12 protein-coding genes are annotated in these 15,542 nt (G+C 64.4%); 6 read left to right on the top strand and 6 right to left on the bottom strand.

What is annotated here, in order from left to right:
• Position 1: 1 nt before the first annotated feature.
• A complete protein-coding gene (gyrA, locus tag DUGA2_RS14665) occupies positions 2–2,647 on the bottom strand; it encodes a DNA gyrase subunit A (protein ID WP_070269939.1) in 2,646 nt (881 codons plus the stop codon).
• Between the two features lie 441 nt (positions 2,648–3,088).
• Between gyrA and ompA the strand changes: the two genes are divergently transcribed.
• The 6 genes from ompA to DUGA2_RS14635 all read left to right on the top strand — a co-directional run bounded on the left by ompA (position 3,089) and on the right by DUGA2_RS14635 (position 8,672).
• A complete protein-coding gene (ompA, locus tag DUGA2_RS14660; RefSeq protein WP_070269938.1) occupies positions 3,089–3,802 on the top strand; it encodes an outer membrane protein OmpA in 714 nt (237 codons plus the stop codon).
• A gap of 243 nt (positions 3,803–4,045) precedes the next feature.
• On the top strand, positions 4,046–4,633 hold the full coding sequence (locus tag DUGA2_RS14655) for a PEP-CTERM sorting domain-containing protein (RefSeq protein ID WP_070269936.1): 588 nt from the start codon (positions 4,046–4,048) through the stop codon (positions 4,631–4,633).
• A 123-nt stretch (positions 4,634–4,756) separates the two neighbouring features.
• Positions 4,757–5,452, top strand: coding sequence for a bifunctional 2-polyprenyl-6-hydroxyphenol methylase/3-demethylubiquinol 3-O-methyltransferase UbiG (gene ubiG, locus DUGA2_RS14650; protein WP_070269935.1), 696 nt, complete (start codon positions 4,757–4,759; stop codon positions 5,450–5,452).
• Between the two features lie 11 nt (positions 5,453–5,463).
• Positions 5,464–6,156: an HAD-IA family hydrolase gene (locus DUGA2_RS14645; RefSeq protein WP_070269933.1), complete on the top strand. Its 693-nt coding sequence runs from the start codon at positions 5,464–5,466 to the stop codon at positions 6,154–6,156.
• A 216-nt stretch (positions 6,157–6,372) separates the two neighbouring features.
• Complete coding sequence (locus DUGA2_RS14640) at positions 6,373–7,413, top strand: hypothetical protein (protein ID WP_070269931.1); 1,041 nt, start codon at positions 6,373–6,375, stop codon at positions 7,411–7,413.
• A gap of 149 nt (positions 7,414–7,562) precedes the next feature.
• The gene (locus DUGA2_RS14635) at positions 7,563–8,672 is read left to right on the top strand and encodes a hypothetical protein (RefSeq protein WP_070269929.1); all 1,110 of its coding nucleotides are present in this window, start codon (positions 7,563–7,565) and stop codon (positions 8,670–8,672) included.
• 9 nt (positions 8,673–8,681) lie between these two features.
• Here the strand turns inward: DUGA2_RS14635 and DUGA2_RS14630 are convergent, their stop codons facing one another.
• The 5 genes from DUGA2_RS14630 to DUGA2_RS14610 all read right to left on the bottom strand — a co-directional run bounded on the left by DUGA2_RS14630 (position 8,682) and on the right by DUGA2_RS14610 (position 15,533).
• Positions 8,682–9,953: an O-acetylhomoserine aminocarboxypropyltransferase/cysteine synthase family protein gene (locus DUGA2_RS14630; protein ID WP_070269927.1), complete on the bottom strand. Its 1,272-nt coding sequence runs from the start codon at positions 9,951–9,953 to the stop codon at positions 8,682–8,684.
• Between the two features lie 72 nt (positions 9,954–10,025).
• Complete coding sequence (locus tag DUGA2_RS14625) at positions 10,026–13,190, bottom strand: efflux RND transporter permease subunit (RefSeq protein ID WP_070269925.1); 3,165 nt, start codon at positions 13,188–13,190, stop codon at positions 10,026–10,028.
• Positions 13,187–14,401 carry an efflux RND transporter periplasmic adaptor subunit gene (locus DUGA2_RS14620; RefSeq protein ID WP_070269923.1) on the bottom strand — a complete coding sequence of 405 codons (1,215 nt, stop codon included), beginning with the start codon at positions 14,399–14,401 and terminating at the stop codon, positions 13,187–13,189. The genes DUGA2_RS14625 and DUGA2_RS14620 overlap by 4 nt, the downstream gene beginning before the upstream one ends.
• Positions 14,398–14,808, bottom strand: a complete 411-nt coding sequence (locus tag DUGA2_RS14615; RefSeq protein ID WP_008446180.1) for a biopolymer transporter ExbD — start codon at positions 14,806–14,808, stop codon at positions 14,398–14,400. Before DUGA2_RS14615 ends, DUGA2_RS14620 begins: the two co-directional genes overlap by 4 nt.
• The gene (locus DUGA2_RS14610; protein ID WP_070269921.1) at positions 14,808–15,533 is read right to left on the bottom strand and encodes a MotA/TolQ/ExbB proton channel family protein; all 726 of its coding nucleotides are present in this window, start codon (positions 15,531–15,533) and stop codon (positions 14,808–14,810) included. Before DUGA2_RS14610 ends, DUGA2_RS14615 begins: the two co-directional genes overlap by 1 nt.
• Positions 15,534–15,542: the final 9 nt, after the last annotated feature.

Raw genomic sequence — 15,542 nt, 5'->3', positions numbered from 1 at the left:
CTTACTCGGCTGGAGCTTCGTCTGGCTTGGCATCGGGACCCGGTTCCAGCTCGACTTCGTCGATATCGGTCTCCACCACGCGTTGCAGGCCGGACAGCTTGGTGCCGTCTTCGACTGCGATCAGGGTCACGCCCTGGGTGGCGCGGCCCATCTCGCGGATCTCGGCCACGCGGGTGCGGATCAGCACGCCGCCGGTGGTGATCAGCATGATCTCGTCGGTCGAATCGACCAGCGTTGCCGCCACTACCTTGCCGTTACGCTCGGAGGTCTGGATCGCGATCATGCCCTTGGTGCCGCGGCCGTGGCGGGTGTACTCGGTGATCGGCGTACGTTTGCCGAAGCCGTTCTCGGTAGCCGTCAGCACGGACTGCTGTTCGTTTTCCGCCACCAGCAGCGCGATCACGCGCTGGCCTTCGTCCAGGTTCATGCCGCGCACGCCGCGGGCGTTGCGGCCCATCGGACGCACGTCGTTCTCGTCGAAGCGCACGGCCTTGCCGGCGTCGGAGAACAGCATCACGTCGTGCTCGCCGTCGGTCAGCGCCGCGCCGATCAGGAAGTCGCCCTCGTCCAGGTCGACCGCGATGATGCCGGCCTTGCGTGGATTGCTGAAGTCTTTCAGCGGCGTCTTCTTCACGGTGCCCAGGCTGGTCGACATGAACACGTAGTGGTCTTCAGGGAAGGTGCGGTTATCGCCGGACAGCGGCAGGATAACGGTGATCTTCTCGTTGTCCGCCAGCGGGAACATGTTGACGATAGGCTTGCCGCGCGAGTTGCGCGAACCTTGCGGCACTTCCCATACCTTGAGCCAGTACATGCGGCCACGGTTGGAGAAGCACAGGATGTAATCGTGCGTGTTGGCGATGAACAGCTGGTCGATCCAGTCTTCCTCTTTGGTCGCCATGGCCTGCTTGCCACGGCCGCCGCGTTTCTGCGAACGGTACTCGCTGATCGGCTGCGCCTTCATGTAGCCGGTGTGCGACAGCGTCACGACCATGTCCTGCGGCGTGATCAGGTCTTCGGTGCCGAGGTCGGTCGCGTTGTGCTCGATGTTGGAGCGGCGCGGATCCTTCTGCGGGTCGCCGAATTCGTTGACCACGTGGGTCATCTCGTCGGTGATGATGGTGGTCACGCGTTCCGGCTTGGCCAGGATGTCCAGCAGGTCGGCGATTTCCGCCATCACGTCCTTGTACTCGTTGACGATCTTGTCCTGTTCCAGGCCGGTCAGGCGTTGCAGGCGCATCTGCAGAATTTCCTGCGCCTGGTCGTCGGACAGACGGTACATGCCGTCCGGCTGGATGCCGTAGTGCTTGGGCAGGTGCTCGGGACGGAAAGCCTCGATGCCGCCGACGGTGCTGCCTTCGCTGGTACGGGCCAGCATCTCGCGCACCAGCGACGAATCCCAGGAACGGTCCATCAGGGCGGTTTTCGCCACCGGCGGCGTCGGCGCCGTCTTGATCAGGGCGATGAAGTCGTCGATGTTGGCCAGCGCCACGGCCAGGCCTTCGAGCACGTGGCCGCGCTCGCGCGCCTTGCGCAGCTCGAACACGGTGCGGCGCGTGACCACTTCGCGGCGGTGCGACAGGAAGCAGCTCAGCATTTCCTTCAGGTTCAGCAGGCGCGGCTGGCCGTCGACCAGGGCCACCATGTTCATGCCGAAGGTGTCTTGCAGCTGGGTTTGCTTGTACAGATTGTTCAGCACCACTTCCGGCACTTCGCCGCGCTTCAGCTCGATGACCACGCGCATGCCCGACTTGTCGGACTCGTCGCGGATGTCGGAAATGCCTTCGAGCTTCTTGTCGCGCACGTTTTCGGCGATGCGTTCCAGCAGCGATTTCTTGTTGACCTGGTACGGCAGCTCGTCAACGATGATGGCCGTGCGGCCGCCGTCCTTGCCGTATTCTTCGTAGTGGGTCTTGGCGCGCATCACCACGCGGCCGCGGCCGGTGCGATAACCGTCGCGCACGCCCGAGACGCCGTAGATCGTGCCGCCGGTCGGGAAGTCCGGCGCCGGGATCAGTTCGATCAGCTCGTCGATCGAGCATTGCGGATTGCGCAGCACGTGCAGCGCGCCGGCGATCACTTCATGCAGGTTGTGCGGCGGGATGTTGGTCGCCATGCCGACCGCGATACCCGACGAGCCGTTGATCAGCAGGTTGGGGATGCGGGTAGGCAGTACCGTCGGCTCTTTTTCCTTGCCGTCGTAGTTGGGCTGGAAGTCGACGGTTTCCTTGTCGATATCGGCCAGCAGCTCGGCGGAGATCTTGTCCAGGCGGCACTCGGTGTAACGCATCGCCGCGGCGCCGTCGCCGTCGACCGAGCCGAAGTTACCCTGGCCGTCGACCAGCATGTAGCGCAGCGAGAAGTCCTGCGCCATGCGCACCAGCGTGTCGTAAATCGACGCGTCGCCGTGCGGGTGGTACTTACCCATGGTCTCGCCCACCACACGGGCGCATTTGACGTAAGGGCGGTTCCACACGTTGTTCATTTCGTGCATCGCGAAGAGGACCCGGCGGTGCACAGGCTTGAGGCCGTCGCGCACGTCCGGCAAGGCGCGGCCGACGATCACGCTCATGGCGTAATCGAGGTAGCTCTTGCGCATCTCTTCTTCGAGGGAAATAGGGATTGTTTCTTTTGCGAATTGATCCATTGGCGGGTCGACTGATCTTTGACTGTGGTTTATCTTTTAAGCAATGTATGCCGCACTTACTGCATTTCTTACGTCGCCTCTCACTACGGACAGACAAGCGTGCGATTTTAGCATGCGCGCACGGCAACCAGCACAATTCCGGCGGAGCCCGCGCCGCTGCGGGCTGCGCACCTTGTAACGCCATGTAATATTCATGACACATTACTCAATTATTATCGATAATCACGTTGCAACAAAACAACATTTTGGTCGGAATCAAAAAGGGCTCGTGTTGGACCCTTTAAACGCCCAAACATAGCTTGTGGCAAAATGGATTAGAAGTTAATTGCTCGTTTCGCAATCGGGAGACAGGCGTGACGCCCCTGCGTGGTAGAATTCGCCCCACGTATCACTACGTCGCGCAGTTTTTCTGCGGATATCACCCCCGAAAGGAAGAAAAATATGAAAAAACTGATTTCTATGTTGGCCATCTCGGCTGCATTCGCCGGCTCGGCCATTGCACAAACCGCGCCAACCGCCCCTCCTTACGCACCTGTTACCCAGGACATCAAGGCAGCAACCCCGAAGAGCGCCTACGTGCAAGATGCACGCGGTGTGATCGCCCGCGATCCATTCGGCCTGTGCTGGCGCACCGGCTACTGGACCCCGGCCGATGCCGTTCCAGGTTGCGATCTGCCACTGTGCACCGAGCCAGAGAAACTGGTTGACGGCAAATGCGTCGCTCCAGCTCCTGTAGCAGCGCCTGCGCCAGCCGCACCAGCGCCGGCTCCAGCGCCTAAAGCAGTGGTTCCAGTGCCAACCGCACAAAAAGTCAGCTTCGCAGCCGACGCGTTCTTCGACTTCGACAAAGCCGTTCTGAAACCAGAAGGCAAGGCGAAACTGGACGACGTGACCTCGAAACTGGGTTCGATCAACCTGGAAGTCATCATCGCCGTCGGCCACACCGACTCCGTTGGTAGCGATGAATACAACCAGAAGCTGTCGGTACGCCGCGCTGAAGCCGTCAAAGCCTACATCATCTCCAAAGGCGTTGAAGCCAACCGCGTGTACACCGAAGGCAAAGGCGAGAAACAGCCAGTTGCAGACAACAAAACTGCAGAAGGCCGCGCCAAGAACCGTCGCGTAGAAATCGAAGTAGTCGGCACCAGCAAGTAAGCTGCCGCTCTACCCGGCCCGCCGACGCGGGCCGCATCATGCCACCCGGTAATTTCAGGGTGGCATTTTTTTCGCCCGGTCTATTGCCATATATTCAACATTAGCAATAATTTACATATCTATATGAGTATAAGTATTGATAACAATCATTGAAATAATGCTATGATTTTGCTGCGGTTTGCCAGTCGGGGCCGCTCAGTCAGTCAACTCGGCAGTTCAAAATCAACTACCAGGAAATCCAATATGAACTTCAAGTCCGTCATTGTCGCCGCCGCACTCGCCGCTTCCGCCTTGCCCGCCATGGCCACCACCGTCACCGTCTACACCGATAAAGCCGCATGGCTGAGCGCCGTCGGCGGCGCTCCGGTGCAGACCGAAGACTTCTCCGACAACACCCTCGTCAGCGGCCTGACCATTACCACCAGCACCGGCAACATCGGCGACGGCGTGCTGCACGACCTCGTGGCCCCGACCCTGAGCACCACGTTCGACTACACCCCGAACCTGATCGGCCTGGGCGGCAATTTCGACCTGTCGCCCGGCGGGCCCGGCGTCGGCCTTCAACTGACGCTGCTGAACGGCAGCTCGCTCAACTTCACCGTGCCGACCGAGATCGACCCAAACTACACCGGCCAATTCTTCGGCATCGTCTCCAGCGACGCCTTCTCGTCGCTGCGCCTGAGTTCCGGCACCCACCAGGCCAGCGCGGAAACCTACAACCTCGACAATCTGGTGCTGGCCGCCGTGCCGGAACCGGAAACCTACGCCATGCTGCTGGCCGGCCTGGGCCTGGTGGCCGTGGCCAAGCGCCGCAAGGCTAAAGCCGCCTGATCGGCTCCGGCATCCCGCCCAACCCCACCAGCCGGAGGCGCCGAAGGCCGCGTCCAGTGCAGGTGGGGTTTTTTTTCGCCCGCTGCTTTAGAATAGCGGGATTAGTCCTTATGAGCCGAACCGATGAACGCCGATCCCTTAGAGCTGCAAAAATTCTCCGACCTCGCCCATCGCTGGTGGGACCCGACCTCCGAGTTCCGTCCGCTGCACGAGATCAACCCGCTGCGCCTGGAGTGGATCAACGCGCGCGCGCCGCTGGCCGGCAAGAAGGTGATCGACATCGGCTGCGGCGGCGGCATCCTGAGCGAATCGATGGCGCGCAAGGGCGCCACCGTCACCGGCATCGACCTGTCGGAAAAAGCGCTGAAGGTGGCCGACCTGCACAGCCTGGAATCGGGCGTGGCGGTGCGCTACAAGCTGATCGCCGCCGAAGACATGGCGGCCCAGGAGGCTGGCCAGTACGACGTCGTCACCTGCATGGAAATGCTGGAGCACGTGCCGGACCCGGGCGCCATCGTGCGCGCCGCCGCCACGCTGGTCAAGCCGGGCGGCCAGGTGTTCTTCTCGACGCTGAACCGCAACCCCAAGGCCTACCTGTTCGCCATCCTCGGCGCCGAATACCTGCTGCGCATGCTGCCCAAGGGTACCCACGACTACGACAAGTTCATCACGCCGTCCGAACTGTCGCAGTTCATCCGCAGCGCCGGCCTCGACGTGCAGGGGTTCAAGGGCATGGGCTACAACCCGCTGACCAAGATCTACTCCCTCAACGACGACACCAGCGTCAACTATCTGGTGGCCACCAGCCGCCCGCTGTAAAGAACATATTTATGACCCAGATCAATCCTCCGCGCGCCATCCTGTTCGACCTCGACGGCACGCTGGCCGACACCGCCCCCGACCTGGCGGCCGCCGTCAACCTGCTGCGCACCGAGCGCGGCCTGGAGCCGACCGCCTACGAACTGCTGCGCCCGACCGCCTCGGCCGGCGCGCGCGGCATGATAGGCGCGGCCTTCGGCCTGAAACCGGAGGACGAGGGTTTCATTCCGCTGCGCGACGGCTTCTTCGCCAACTACCAGGCGGCGATGGCGGTGCACAGCACGCTGTTCCCCGGCATCGTCGAGCTGCTGGCCGGCATCGAACAGGCCGGGCTGCAATGGGGCATCGTCACCAACAAGCCGGCGCGCTTCACCGATCCGCTGCTGCCGCAGATCGGCCTGGCGCACGCGGGCTGCGCGGTGTCCGGCGACACCACGGCGCACGCCAAGCCCCACCCCGCCCCGCTGTTCGAAGCGGCCGCCCGCCTCGGCCTGGCGCCGGAACAATGCTGGTACGTGGGCGACGACCTGCGCGACATCCAGGCCGGCAAGGCCGCCGGCATGCCGACCATCGCCTGCGGCTGGGGCTACTGCGGACCGGTCGAACCGCAGGCTTGGCAGGCCGACTACCTGTTCGGCCATCCGTCGGAATTGCTGGCATTGATGCAAGAATCGTTGTCGGGCAGATCCGAACTTGCCGCGTAAGATTGGCGTTTTTGCATTTGATAACGCTAACCGTTGTATAGACGAGTCAATGATATCGCTGCCATTTGAATAGGCACACTAATTGGTTGTTCAACAAGTCGAACTACGTATAATCGGCGTCGACTGCGTAGTATCACTTACTTCCTGCAAGCCACAACCTCGCTGAATGGAAAGAGAGACAGTCACCACTATCTCAACTTTCCATTCAGGAGCACCATGAATTTTCCTGAGCTGGCTGCCCCAACCTTGCAGCCTCACTCCGAGCAGTACCACGTCCTTCCCCTGCCGCCGCTTGAGGCGGGCGCACCGCAAAGCTGGATGGTCAGCGTCGCCGACGCCAAATACCACTGGTACGACCTGGTGGCGGGCTTCCCTGAGACGCCGGACATCCGCGACCCGATCGGCCGCTACCAGCGCCGCATGCAGTTCGAACTGGAGGCACTGGCGGCCCAGCACCACCTGTTCTTCGCGGTGATCCGGCCGCGCGTGCGCTTCGACATCAAGGGCGCGATCCAGTGGGGCTTCTTCTCGCTCAAGCTGACGCTGCCGCTGCTGATGGGCGCGGACGAGGCAAGGGAAAGCATCACCATCGAGCTCAAGGTGCCGTTCGCGGCCACCATGAAAAAGCCGACCGTGATGCTGACGCCGAACTTCGTCACCCTGAACTGGGGCGGTCTGATCGAGGCGTTCTCCATCCACGACATCCTGCAAAACTACGCCCACGCGCTGAAGATCCCGAGCAAGGTGGTCTACGTCGGCCAGACCCGCGACAACGACGCCCGCCTGAGCAAGGGCCGCCTGCCGGCGCTGCAAAAGCTGCACGCGCAGCAAAGCGAACATTTCGACACGCTGCTGCTGGTGCAGCAGCTGGACGTGCAGGTCAGCTGCGCCGACGGCGATCCGGCCGCAGCGCCGCAGTATGCCGATCCGCTGGCGGCGGACGCCCTGCAGGGCGAGCGCATGGACGTGGTGGAAGCAGCCTTGATCAATTACTTCGAAGGCCCCGCCACGCGCAACCACGAACAGCGCACGCTGCGCGCAGCCCGCCTGGGCGCCGTGCAGGCCGGGCAAAACCTGGCGCAGTTCACCATCGACCTGCAATACCCCGACGCCGGACGCTACAACTACCTGTGCTCCGGGCAGGTGGACAGCGCCAAGCGCCACCTGCTGAGCTGCTTCATCGCCGACGGCCAGGCCAAGGTGACGCCCATGCCGCTGCCGCCGCAGCCCAAGTCGGCGAAGGCCGCCAAAGGCTGAGCACGATGCGGCCCGCAGACGTGCAAGCCAGCGCCACCGGTGTTACATTGCGTGAAGAATTGTCGCGGCCCCCAGATTGCCATATGGAAATATCTCCGGGGACGTACTATACTATTGCAAACAACTACTGAGACCCTGGAGCGCACGCCATGCCGAGCGATTACCCTGAACTAATCGCTGACGACGACTATCCCGATCCTTCACCCGAGGAATTGGGCGTAGGGGCGCTGTTTGCGGAGGCGCCGGAACCGTTCCACGACCTGCTGGCCACGACGGCCGAGCATATCGACGAGCTGCTGCCGCTGATGCCGCAGCGCACCGCCGCGCCGCAAACCTGGGTCGTCACCGTGGCCGACGCCAAGTTCCACTGGTACGACCTGGTGGCCGGCTTTCCTGAAATTCCCGACATCCGCGACCCGGTCGGCCGCCACCTGCGCCGCATGCAGTTCGACCTGGAAGCGACCACGGAAAAACGGCTGATCTATTTCGCCGTCAACCGTCCGCGCGTGCGCTTCGACACCAACCGCAGCACCAGCTGGGGCTTCTTCTCGCTGAAGCTGACGGTGCCCATCCTGGTCGGCCCCGACGAAAAACGCGACAGCATCACCATCGAACTGGAAGTGCCGTTCGCCGCCACGCTGAAAAAACCCAGCGTGGTCGTCACCGACCGCTTCATCACCCTGAACTGGGGCGGCTTGATCGAGGCCTTGTCGATCCACGACGTGCTGCAGCAGTACGACAATTCGCTGACCTACCAGAGCAAGGTGCAGTACGTCGGCCAGACCAAGGATCCGATGGGCCGCCTGGCCCGCGCGCGCCTGGCGGCGGTGCAGAAGGTCCATCAGCTCAACAGCGAAGACAACGACATGCTGCTGCTGATCCAGCGCATGAACGTGGAAGTGATCTCCGACGACGGCGACCCGGCCGAGCTGCCCGCCAACGACAATCCGGTGGCCGCCGACGTGCTGCTGAAGGACCGCATCGACATCATCGAATGCGCGCTGATACGCTACTTCGAAGGCCCGATGATGCACGGCCGCAGCGACAAGGAAGCCGAGGTCCGCAAGCAGCGCCTGCGCGAAGCGCAAGCCGCCAACCATCTGGAGAGCTTCCGCATCGACCTGCGCCTGGAAGACCCGGGCAAGTACCACGACCTGTATTCCCAGCACGCGCCGGTGTCGCGCAACCACATCATCGACTGCACCATCGTCGATGGCGAAGTGCTCGTCACCCGCGTGCCGGACAAGACCAAGTCCTGATCCCCTGTATCACACAGCGGCCAGCGCCTGCGCCAGATCGGCCAGCAGGTCGTCGCTGTGCTCGATGCCTATCGACAGCCGCACCGTATCCACCGTCACGCCGGCCTTGGCCAGTTCCTCCTCGTTGAGCTGACGGTGCGTGGTCGACGCCGGATGGCAGGCCAGCGATTTCGCATCGCCGATGTTGACCAGCCGCGTGAACAACCGCAGCGCATCCTGGAAACGCGCCCCGCCCTCGACCCCGCCTTCCACGCCGAAGGTCAGCACGCCGGACGGACGGCCGCCCAGGTACTTCTGCGCCAGCGCGTGATCGCGATGGTCCTCCAGCCCCGCGTAGTTGACCCACTTGACCTTGGCGTGCGTGCTGAGGAACTGCGCCACCTTGCGCGCATTCTCGGTGATGCGCTCCATGCGCAGCGCCAGCGTCTCGATGCCCTGCAGGATCAGGAAGGCGTTGAACGGCGAGATCGCCGCGCCGGTGTTACGCAGCGGGACCACGCGCGCGCGGCCGATGTAGGCCGCCGGACCCAGCGCCTCGGTGTAGACCACGCCATGGTAGGACACATCCGGCTCGTTGAGGCGCTTGAAGCGCTGCTTGTGCTCAGCCCACGGGAACTTGCCGGAATCGACGATGGCGCCGCCGATGGAATTGCCATGGCCGCCCAGGTACTTGGTCAGCGAGTGCACCACGATGTCGGCGCCGTGTTCGAAGGGACGCAGCAGGTAAGGCGTGGCGACGGTGTTATCGACGATCAGCGGCACGCCGTGCTTGTGGGCGATGGCGGCGATGGCCTCGATGTCGGTGATATTGCCGAGCGGGTTGCCGATCGATTCGATGAACACGGCCTTGGTGCGCTCATCGATCAACGCATCGAACGAGGACGGATCGCGCGCATCGGCAAAGCGGGTGGTGATGCCGAACTGCGGCAGCGTATGCGCGAACAGGTTGTAGGTGCCGCCATACAGCGCCGAGGCCGAGACGATGTTATCGCCCGCTTCGGCGATGGTCTGGATCGCGTAGGTGACGGCGGCCTGGCCGGAGGCCAACGCCAGCGCCGCCACACCGCCTTCGAGCGCGGCCACGCGCTGCTCCAGCACATCCTGGGTCGGGTTCATGATGCGGGTGTAGATATTGCCGGGCACCTTGAGGTCGAACAGGTCCGCGCCATGCTGGGTGTCGTCGAAAGCGTAGGCGACGGTCTGGTAGATCGGCACCGCCACGGCGCGCGTGGTGGGATCGGGCTTGTAGCCGCCGTGGACGGCGATGGTTTCGAGTTTCATACGGTCTCCGCGATGATGTTATGTAAAAACCATCTTTAAGAATAGGACAAAATCGCGGAGGGTCCAAAGAATTTAATCGCGCTTGAATATGCGGAATCCGCCCTCCCTTGCCGCCGCCGGCCGCACCAGCGTGACGCTGGCGCTGCGCTCGGCCAGCTGCTGGTCGGTCATCGGGCCGGTGCCGCTGTAGCGGTCGAGCACCAGGAAAATCACCGGCGTGATGTACAGCGTGATCACCTGCGAGAACAGCAGGCCTCCCACCACCGCCAGGCCAAGCGGCTGGCGCAGCTCCGCGCCCGCGCCCCAGCCGAACGCCAGCGGCAAGGCGCCCATCAACGCCGCCAGCGTCGTCATCATGATCGGCCGGAAGCGCTCGATGCAGGCGGCGCGGATCGCCTCGGCCGCCGCCAGCCCTTGCGCGCGCTGGGCGTCCAGCGCGAAGTCGATCATCATGATGGCGTTCTTCTTGACGATCCCGATCAGCATCAGGATGCCGATGGTGGCGATCAGCGTCAGGTCCATGTCGAACAGCCGCAACGTAATCAGCGCGCCCACCGCCGCCGACGGCAGGCCGGCCAGGATGGTCAGCGGATGGACATAGCTTTCGTACAGCACCACCAGCAGCACGTAGATCACCAGCACGGCGATGGCGATCAGCACCAGCTGGCTCGATTGCGTGTCCTGGAACACGGCCGCCTCGCCGCCATACCTGGCGACGATGGACGACGGCAGCTGCACCTCCCTGCCGATGGCGTCGATGCGGCTGGTGGCGTCGCCCAGCGCGACGCCGGGCGCCAGGTTGAACGACAGCGTCACTGCCTGCAACTGGCCCTGGTGGTTGACGGCGGTCGGCCCGACGGTGCGTACCACATTGGCAAAGCTGGACAGCTGCACCAGCGCGCCACCGGTGCCACGGACGCTGATCTTGTCGAGCGAAGCGTCGAATTGGCGGTCGGCAGCGTCCATGATGACCTGGTAGCTGGCGCTGGGCGCGTAGATGGTGGAGATCTGGCGGTCGCCGAAGCCGAGGTACAGCGCGCTGCGCAGGTCCGCCAACTGCACGCCGAGGCCATTGGCCTTGTCGCGGTCGATGTTCAGGCTGGCCTGCAAGCCCTTGTTCTGCGTGTCGCTGGTGACATCGCGGAACAGCGGATCGGCGCGCATCGCCAGCATCACCTTGTCGGCCCAGCCCTCCAGCGCATCCGGCGCCACGCTTTGCAGCGTGTACTGGTAGCGGCTCTTGCTGGTACGCCCGCCCAGCTGCAGGTTCTGCATGGGGCTCATGTAGACCGCGATGCCGGCCACCGTGCGCGCCGCCCGCCGCAGCGAGTCCAGCGTCTCGGCCATGCCGGCCCGTTCTCCCTTGGGCTTGAGCGTCAGGATCAGGCGACCGCTGGAGCTGCTGGTGCCCCCGCCCGGTCCGCCCGCGCCGGTAAAGGACAGCACGCCCTGCACATTGGGATCGGCCTGCAACACCGCCGCCACCTTGGCCTGCAAGGCCATCAGCGCCGGCATCGACACATCTTCCGACGCCTCCGTGATGACGCGGATGCGGCCCAGGTCTTCCTCGGGGAAGAAGCCCTTGGGGATGGCCTGGTACAGCACCGCCGTCAGCACCAGGCTGCCCAGCGCCGTCCACAGCACCACGCCGCGATGGCGCAGGCCCCAGTCCAGCGACGACTCGTAAGCCCGGCTCAAGCGCCCGAAGCCGGTCTCGAAGGCCTTGGTGATGGCGTTGCCGTGGGCGTGGGCCGCGTCCTCGTGGGTCAGCAGGCGGCTGGCCAGCATCGGCACCAGCGTCAGCGACACCAGCGCGGACACCAGCACCGCCAGCGACACCACCACCGCGAACTCGTGGAACAGCAGGCCGATCACGCCGGGCATGAAGAAGATGGGGATGAACACCGCCACCAGCGAGACCGAAATCGAGATGATGGTAAAGCCCATCTCCTTCGAACCATTGAGCGCGGCCAGCAACGGCGGCTCGCCCTGCTCGATGTGGCGCACGATATTTTCCAGCACCACGATGGCGTCGTCGACCACCAGGCCCACCGCCAGCGTGATGCCGAGCAGCGAGACGTTGTCCAGGCTATAGCCGGCCCAGTAGAACAGCACCATCGCGCCCAGCAGCGATATCGGCAGCGTGACGGCAGGGATCAGCGTGGCCGACAGCCGGCGCAGGAACAGGAAGATCACCAGCACCACCAGCAGCACGGTCAGCGCCAGCGTCAGGTTGACGTCGTGGATGGCGTCGCGGATCGACAGCGAACTGTCGCCGCTGAGCGTGACGCTGATCGACGCCGGCAACTGCGCCTGCAACTGCGGCATCAGCTTGCGCACCGCATCCACCACTTTCACGGTGTTGGCGTTGGGCTGGCGCTGCACCTGCAACACCACCGAGCTGGCGCCGTTGTAGGTGGCGCTGGTACGCACGGATTGATAGCTGTCCTCCAGCGTCGCCACTTCCTTCAAGCGTATCGGCAGGCCGTTGCGGTTGGCGATAATCAGTTCGCCGAACTGCGCGGCCTTCATCAGGCGGGCGTCGGCCTGGATGGTCAGCGTCTGGTCCGGGCCTTCGATGATGCCCAGCGGGGAATTCGAGTTGGCGGCCTTGACGGCGCCGGCCAGTTCGTCCAGCGTGATGTTGCGGGCGTTGAGGCGCTCAAGGTTGGCGTGCACCCGCACGGCGAAGCGCTTCTGGCCGTTGACGTTGACCTGCGCGACGCCGGTCAGGGTGGCCAGGCTGGGCGCGATCAGGTTCTCGGCGTAGTCGTTCAACTCCGTCAGGCCCAGCGACGGCGAATTCAGGACGATGAACAGCGTCGGGCCATCGGCCGGATTGGTCTTGCGGTAGGACGGCAGCTCCGTCACTTCGGGCGGCAGCGCGCGCTGGGCGCGCAGCAGGGCCGCCTGCACGTCGAGCGCGGCGACATTGATGTCGATGCTGGGGTCGAATTCCAGCGTCAGCGTGGTGGTGCCGGGCGCGCTGCTGGAGGTGATCAGGTTCAGGCCTCCGATGGTGGAAAACTGCTTCTCCAGCGGCAGCGCCACCGACGACGCCATCGTCTCCGGGCTGGCGCCCGGCAGGTCGGCGTTGACGTTGATGACGGGCGTGTTATAGCTGGGCAGCGCGGCGACCGGCAGCTGCAGCCAGGCCAGCACACCCGCCGCGATCAACGCCAGCGACAGCACGATCACCAACGCCGGGCGGCGTATGCATAGTTCGGAGATGTTCATCGCACGCTCCCGCCGGCGTCGGCCACCAGCGTGTCCTTGTCCTTGCTGACGCGGACCTTGGCGCCCGGTTTCAGATTCTGCTTGCCCTCGACGATGATCTGCTCACCGCCCTCCAGTCCCGACACGGCGGCCAGGTTGCCGAAGGCGTGCAGCACGCGCACCTTGCGCGGCTCCGCCAGCTGGTCCGCGCCGACCGCGTACACCAGCGCGCCGTCGGGCCGCGTGACGATGGCCGCCAGCGGCACGACGACGGCGCCGCGCATGGTCTCCAGCGTGATGCGGGCGTGGACGTACTGGCCGGGCCACAGGCGGGTAAGGCCGTTGTCGAACTGCGCCTTGACGCGGATGGTGCCGGCGACCGGATCGACCGCGCTGTCGATGAAGCTGAGTTTTCCCTTCAGCGTGGCATCGGGCAGCTGGGCGGTGACGGCGGCAGCGCCGGTTTTCTGGCCGTTCAGCAGACCGGCAAGGCCGCTCTCCGGCACCGTGAAGCTGACGCCGATGGGATTGATCTGCGTGACGCTGGCCAAGGCGGCATTGGCTTGCACCAGGCTGCCCACGAACACATTGACCGCACCGACCCGGCCCGCGGATGGTGCGCGGATGCTGGTGTAGCTCAGGTCCACGTGTGCGGAGCGCAGCGCGGCCTGGTCTGCCTGCACCAGTGCGCGCTGGCTTTCAACCTGGGTTTGCAGGCTGTCCGCCGCGCTGGCGGAGATGAAGTGCTGCGCCGACAGCTCCTGGCTGCGGCGGAACTGGCGTTCCAGGTCTGCCAGCGTGGCGTGGTCGCGCAGCAGCTGCGCCTGCGCGCGCTCCAGCACGGCGCGCTCGCTGCGGTCGTCCAGCGTGAACAGCAAGGCGCCGGCGGCGACGAACTGCCCTTCCTTCACATGCACCTGTGTCAACTGCCGCGTGACGCGCGGACGGATATCGACCGTATTCAAAGGGACGACGGTGCCGTTGGCCTCCAGCTCAATCGGCACGTCGCGCCGCTGGGCCGCAGCCAGGCGCACCAGCGGCGTGCCGCCGCGCGCCTGGCTGGCCGGCGCCGAAGCCGACTTGCCCGCTGCCGATGCCGGCGTCGACGCGGCGCGGCCCGCGACGGTATCGGCCAGCGCGAGTTGCGGCCGGCCGAGCGCCACATAGCCTATCGCCGTCACCGATGCCAGCGCGGCCAGCGCGGCCGCCACGCGTACAGGCTTCGTCTTCAACCTCCCGGCTCCGTCAGCACCGACAGCTTGGTGACGCCCGACCGCTGGATGTTGGCGATCACCTTGGCCACGGCGCGGTACGGCACGCCCTGGTCTGCTTGCAGGCTCAGTGCCAGCTCGGGATCCTTGCCCACCAGTTCCTTCAGTTCGGGCTCCAGCGCGGCCGGCTCCACTTCCCGCTTGTCGATGAAGATCTTGTTGCTGCCATCGATGCTGACCGTGACCGTCTTCGACGGATTGGCCGGCGTGGTGGTGGACGTCTTGGGCAGGTTGATGCGCACCGCGTTGTTCAGCAGCGGCGCCGTCAGGATGAATGTCACCAGCAGCACCAGCATCACATCCACCAGGGGCGTGATGTTGATCTCGCTGACCACGTCGCTGCTGTCTCTACCAGTCGAGAAGGCCATTATGCGTATGCTCCCTGCTGCGGCGCGCTGGCCGGACGGGCCGCCTGCAGTGCGGCCTTGGTTGCGGGACGCGTCACGCGGAAGCCATTCTTCTGCGCCAGGTTGACGAAGTCGGTGGCGTAGTTATCCAGCTCGGCGGCCGTCACCTTCAGGCGGCGCACGTAGAAGTTGAACGCCAGGACCGCAGGCACCGCCACCGCGATGCCGACGCCGGTGGCGATCAGCGCTTCGCCAATCGGGCCGGCCACCACGTCGATGCTGGCGGAGCCGCTCTTGCCGATCGCCCCCAGCGCGTGAATGATGCCGAACACCGTGCCGAACAGGCCCACGAACGGCGCCGTGCTGCCGATGGACGCCAGCACCGCCAGGCCGCTCTCCAGCGATTGGTACTCCTTCTGGATTTGCTGGCGCAGGTGACGCTCCAGCAGTTCCTGTCTGTCCCAGCTGTGCTCCAGGTCGCTGCTGGCGTCGCCCGATTCGCTGACATGCAGGGCCGCGAAGCCGACGTTGGCCAGGCGCGATTTCGGGCTCGCGTCGCTGGCCAATGCGCTGGCCGCATCCAGCGTGCTGGCGCTCCAGAACTGTTTGGTAAATTGTTTATCCCGTTTGCCAAGCCGGTAGTGCTGCACGCCCTTGGCCAGTATTAGCACCCAGGTAATCACGGAGAACAGCACCAGTGCGTAAAGGGCGCCTTGAACGATAAGATCTAAGTAGTAGGAAGACATGGATAGCGC

This window comes from Duganella sp. HH101, from assembly GCF_001758795.1.
Taxonomy (GTDB): domain Bacteria; phylum Pseudomonadota; class Gammaproteobacteria; order Burkholderiales; family Burkholderiaceae_D; genus Rugamonas; species Rugamonas rivuli.
The sequence above is the reverse complement of the archived record's forward strand: the minus strand, read 5'-3'. Positions and strand labels throughout refer to the sequence as shown.

Coding starts and splice junctions, on each gene's coding strand:
- DUGA2_RS14640 (WP_070269931.1), top strand. CDS start 6,373: ATGAATTTTCCTGAGCTGGCTGCCCCAACCTTGCAGCCTCACTCCGAG.
- DUGA2_RS14610 (WP_070269921.1), bottom strand. CDS start 15,533: ATGTCTTCCTACTACTTAGATCTTATCGTTCAAGGCGCCCTTTACGCA.
- DUGA2_RS14625 (WP_070269925.1), bottom strand. CDS start 13,190: ATGAACATCTCCGAACTATGCATACGCCGCCCGGCGTTGGTGATCGTG.
- gyrA (WP_070269939.1), bottom strand. CDS start 2,647: ATGGATCAATTCGCAAAAGAAACAATCCCTATTTCCCTCGAAGAAGAG.
- ompA (WP_070269938.1), top strand. CDS start 3,089: ATGAAAAAACTGATTTCTATGTTGGCCATCTCGGCTGCATTCGCCGGC.
- DUGA2_RS14615 (WP_008446180.1), bottom strand. CDS start 14,808: ATGGCCTTCTCGACTGGTAGAGACAGCAGCGACGTGGTCAGCGAGATC.
- DUGA2_RS14635 (WP_070269929.1), top strand. CDS start 7,563: ATGCCGAGCGATTACCCTGAACTAATCGCTGACGACGACTATCCCGAT.
- ubiG (WP_070269935.1), top strand. CDS start 4,757: ATGAACGCCGATCCCTTAGAGCTGCAAAAATTCTCCGACCTCGCCCAT.
- DUGA2_RS14655 (WP_070269936.1), top strand. CDS start 4,046: ATGAACTTCAAGTCCGTCATTGTCGCCGCCGCACTCGCCGCTTCCGCC.
- DUGA2_RS14645 (WP_070269933.1), top strand. CDS start 5,464: ATGACCCAGATCAATCCTCCGCGCGCCATCCTGTTCGACCTCGACGGC.
- DUGA2_RS14630 (WP_070269927.1), bottom strand. CDS start 9,953: ATGAAACTCGAAACCATCGCCGTCCACGGCGGCTACAAGCCCGATCCC.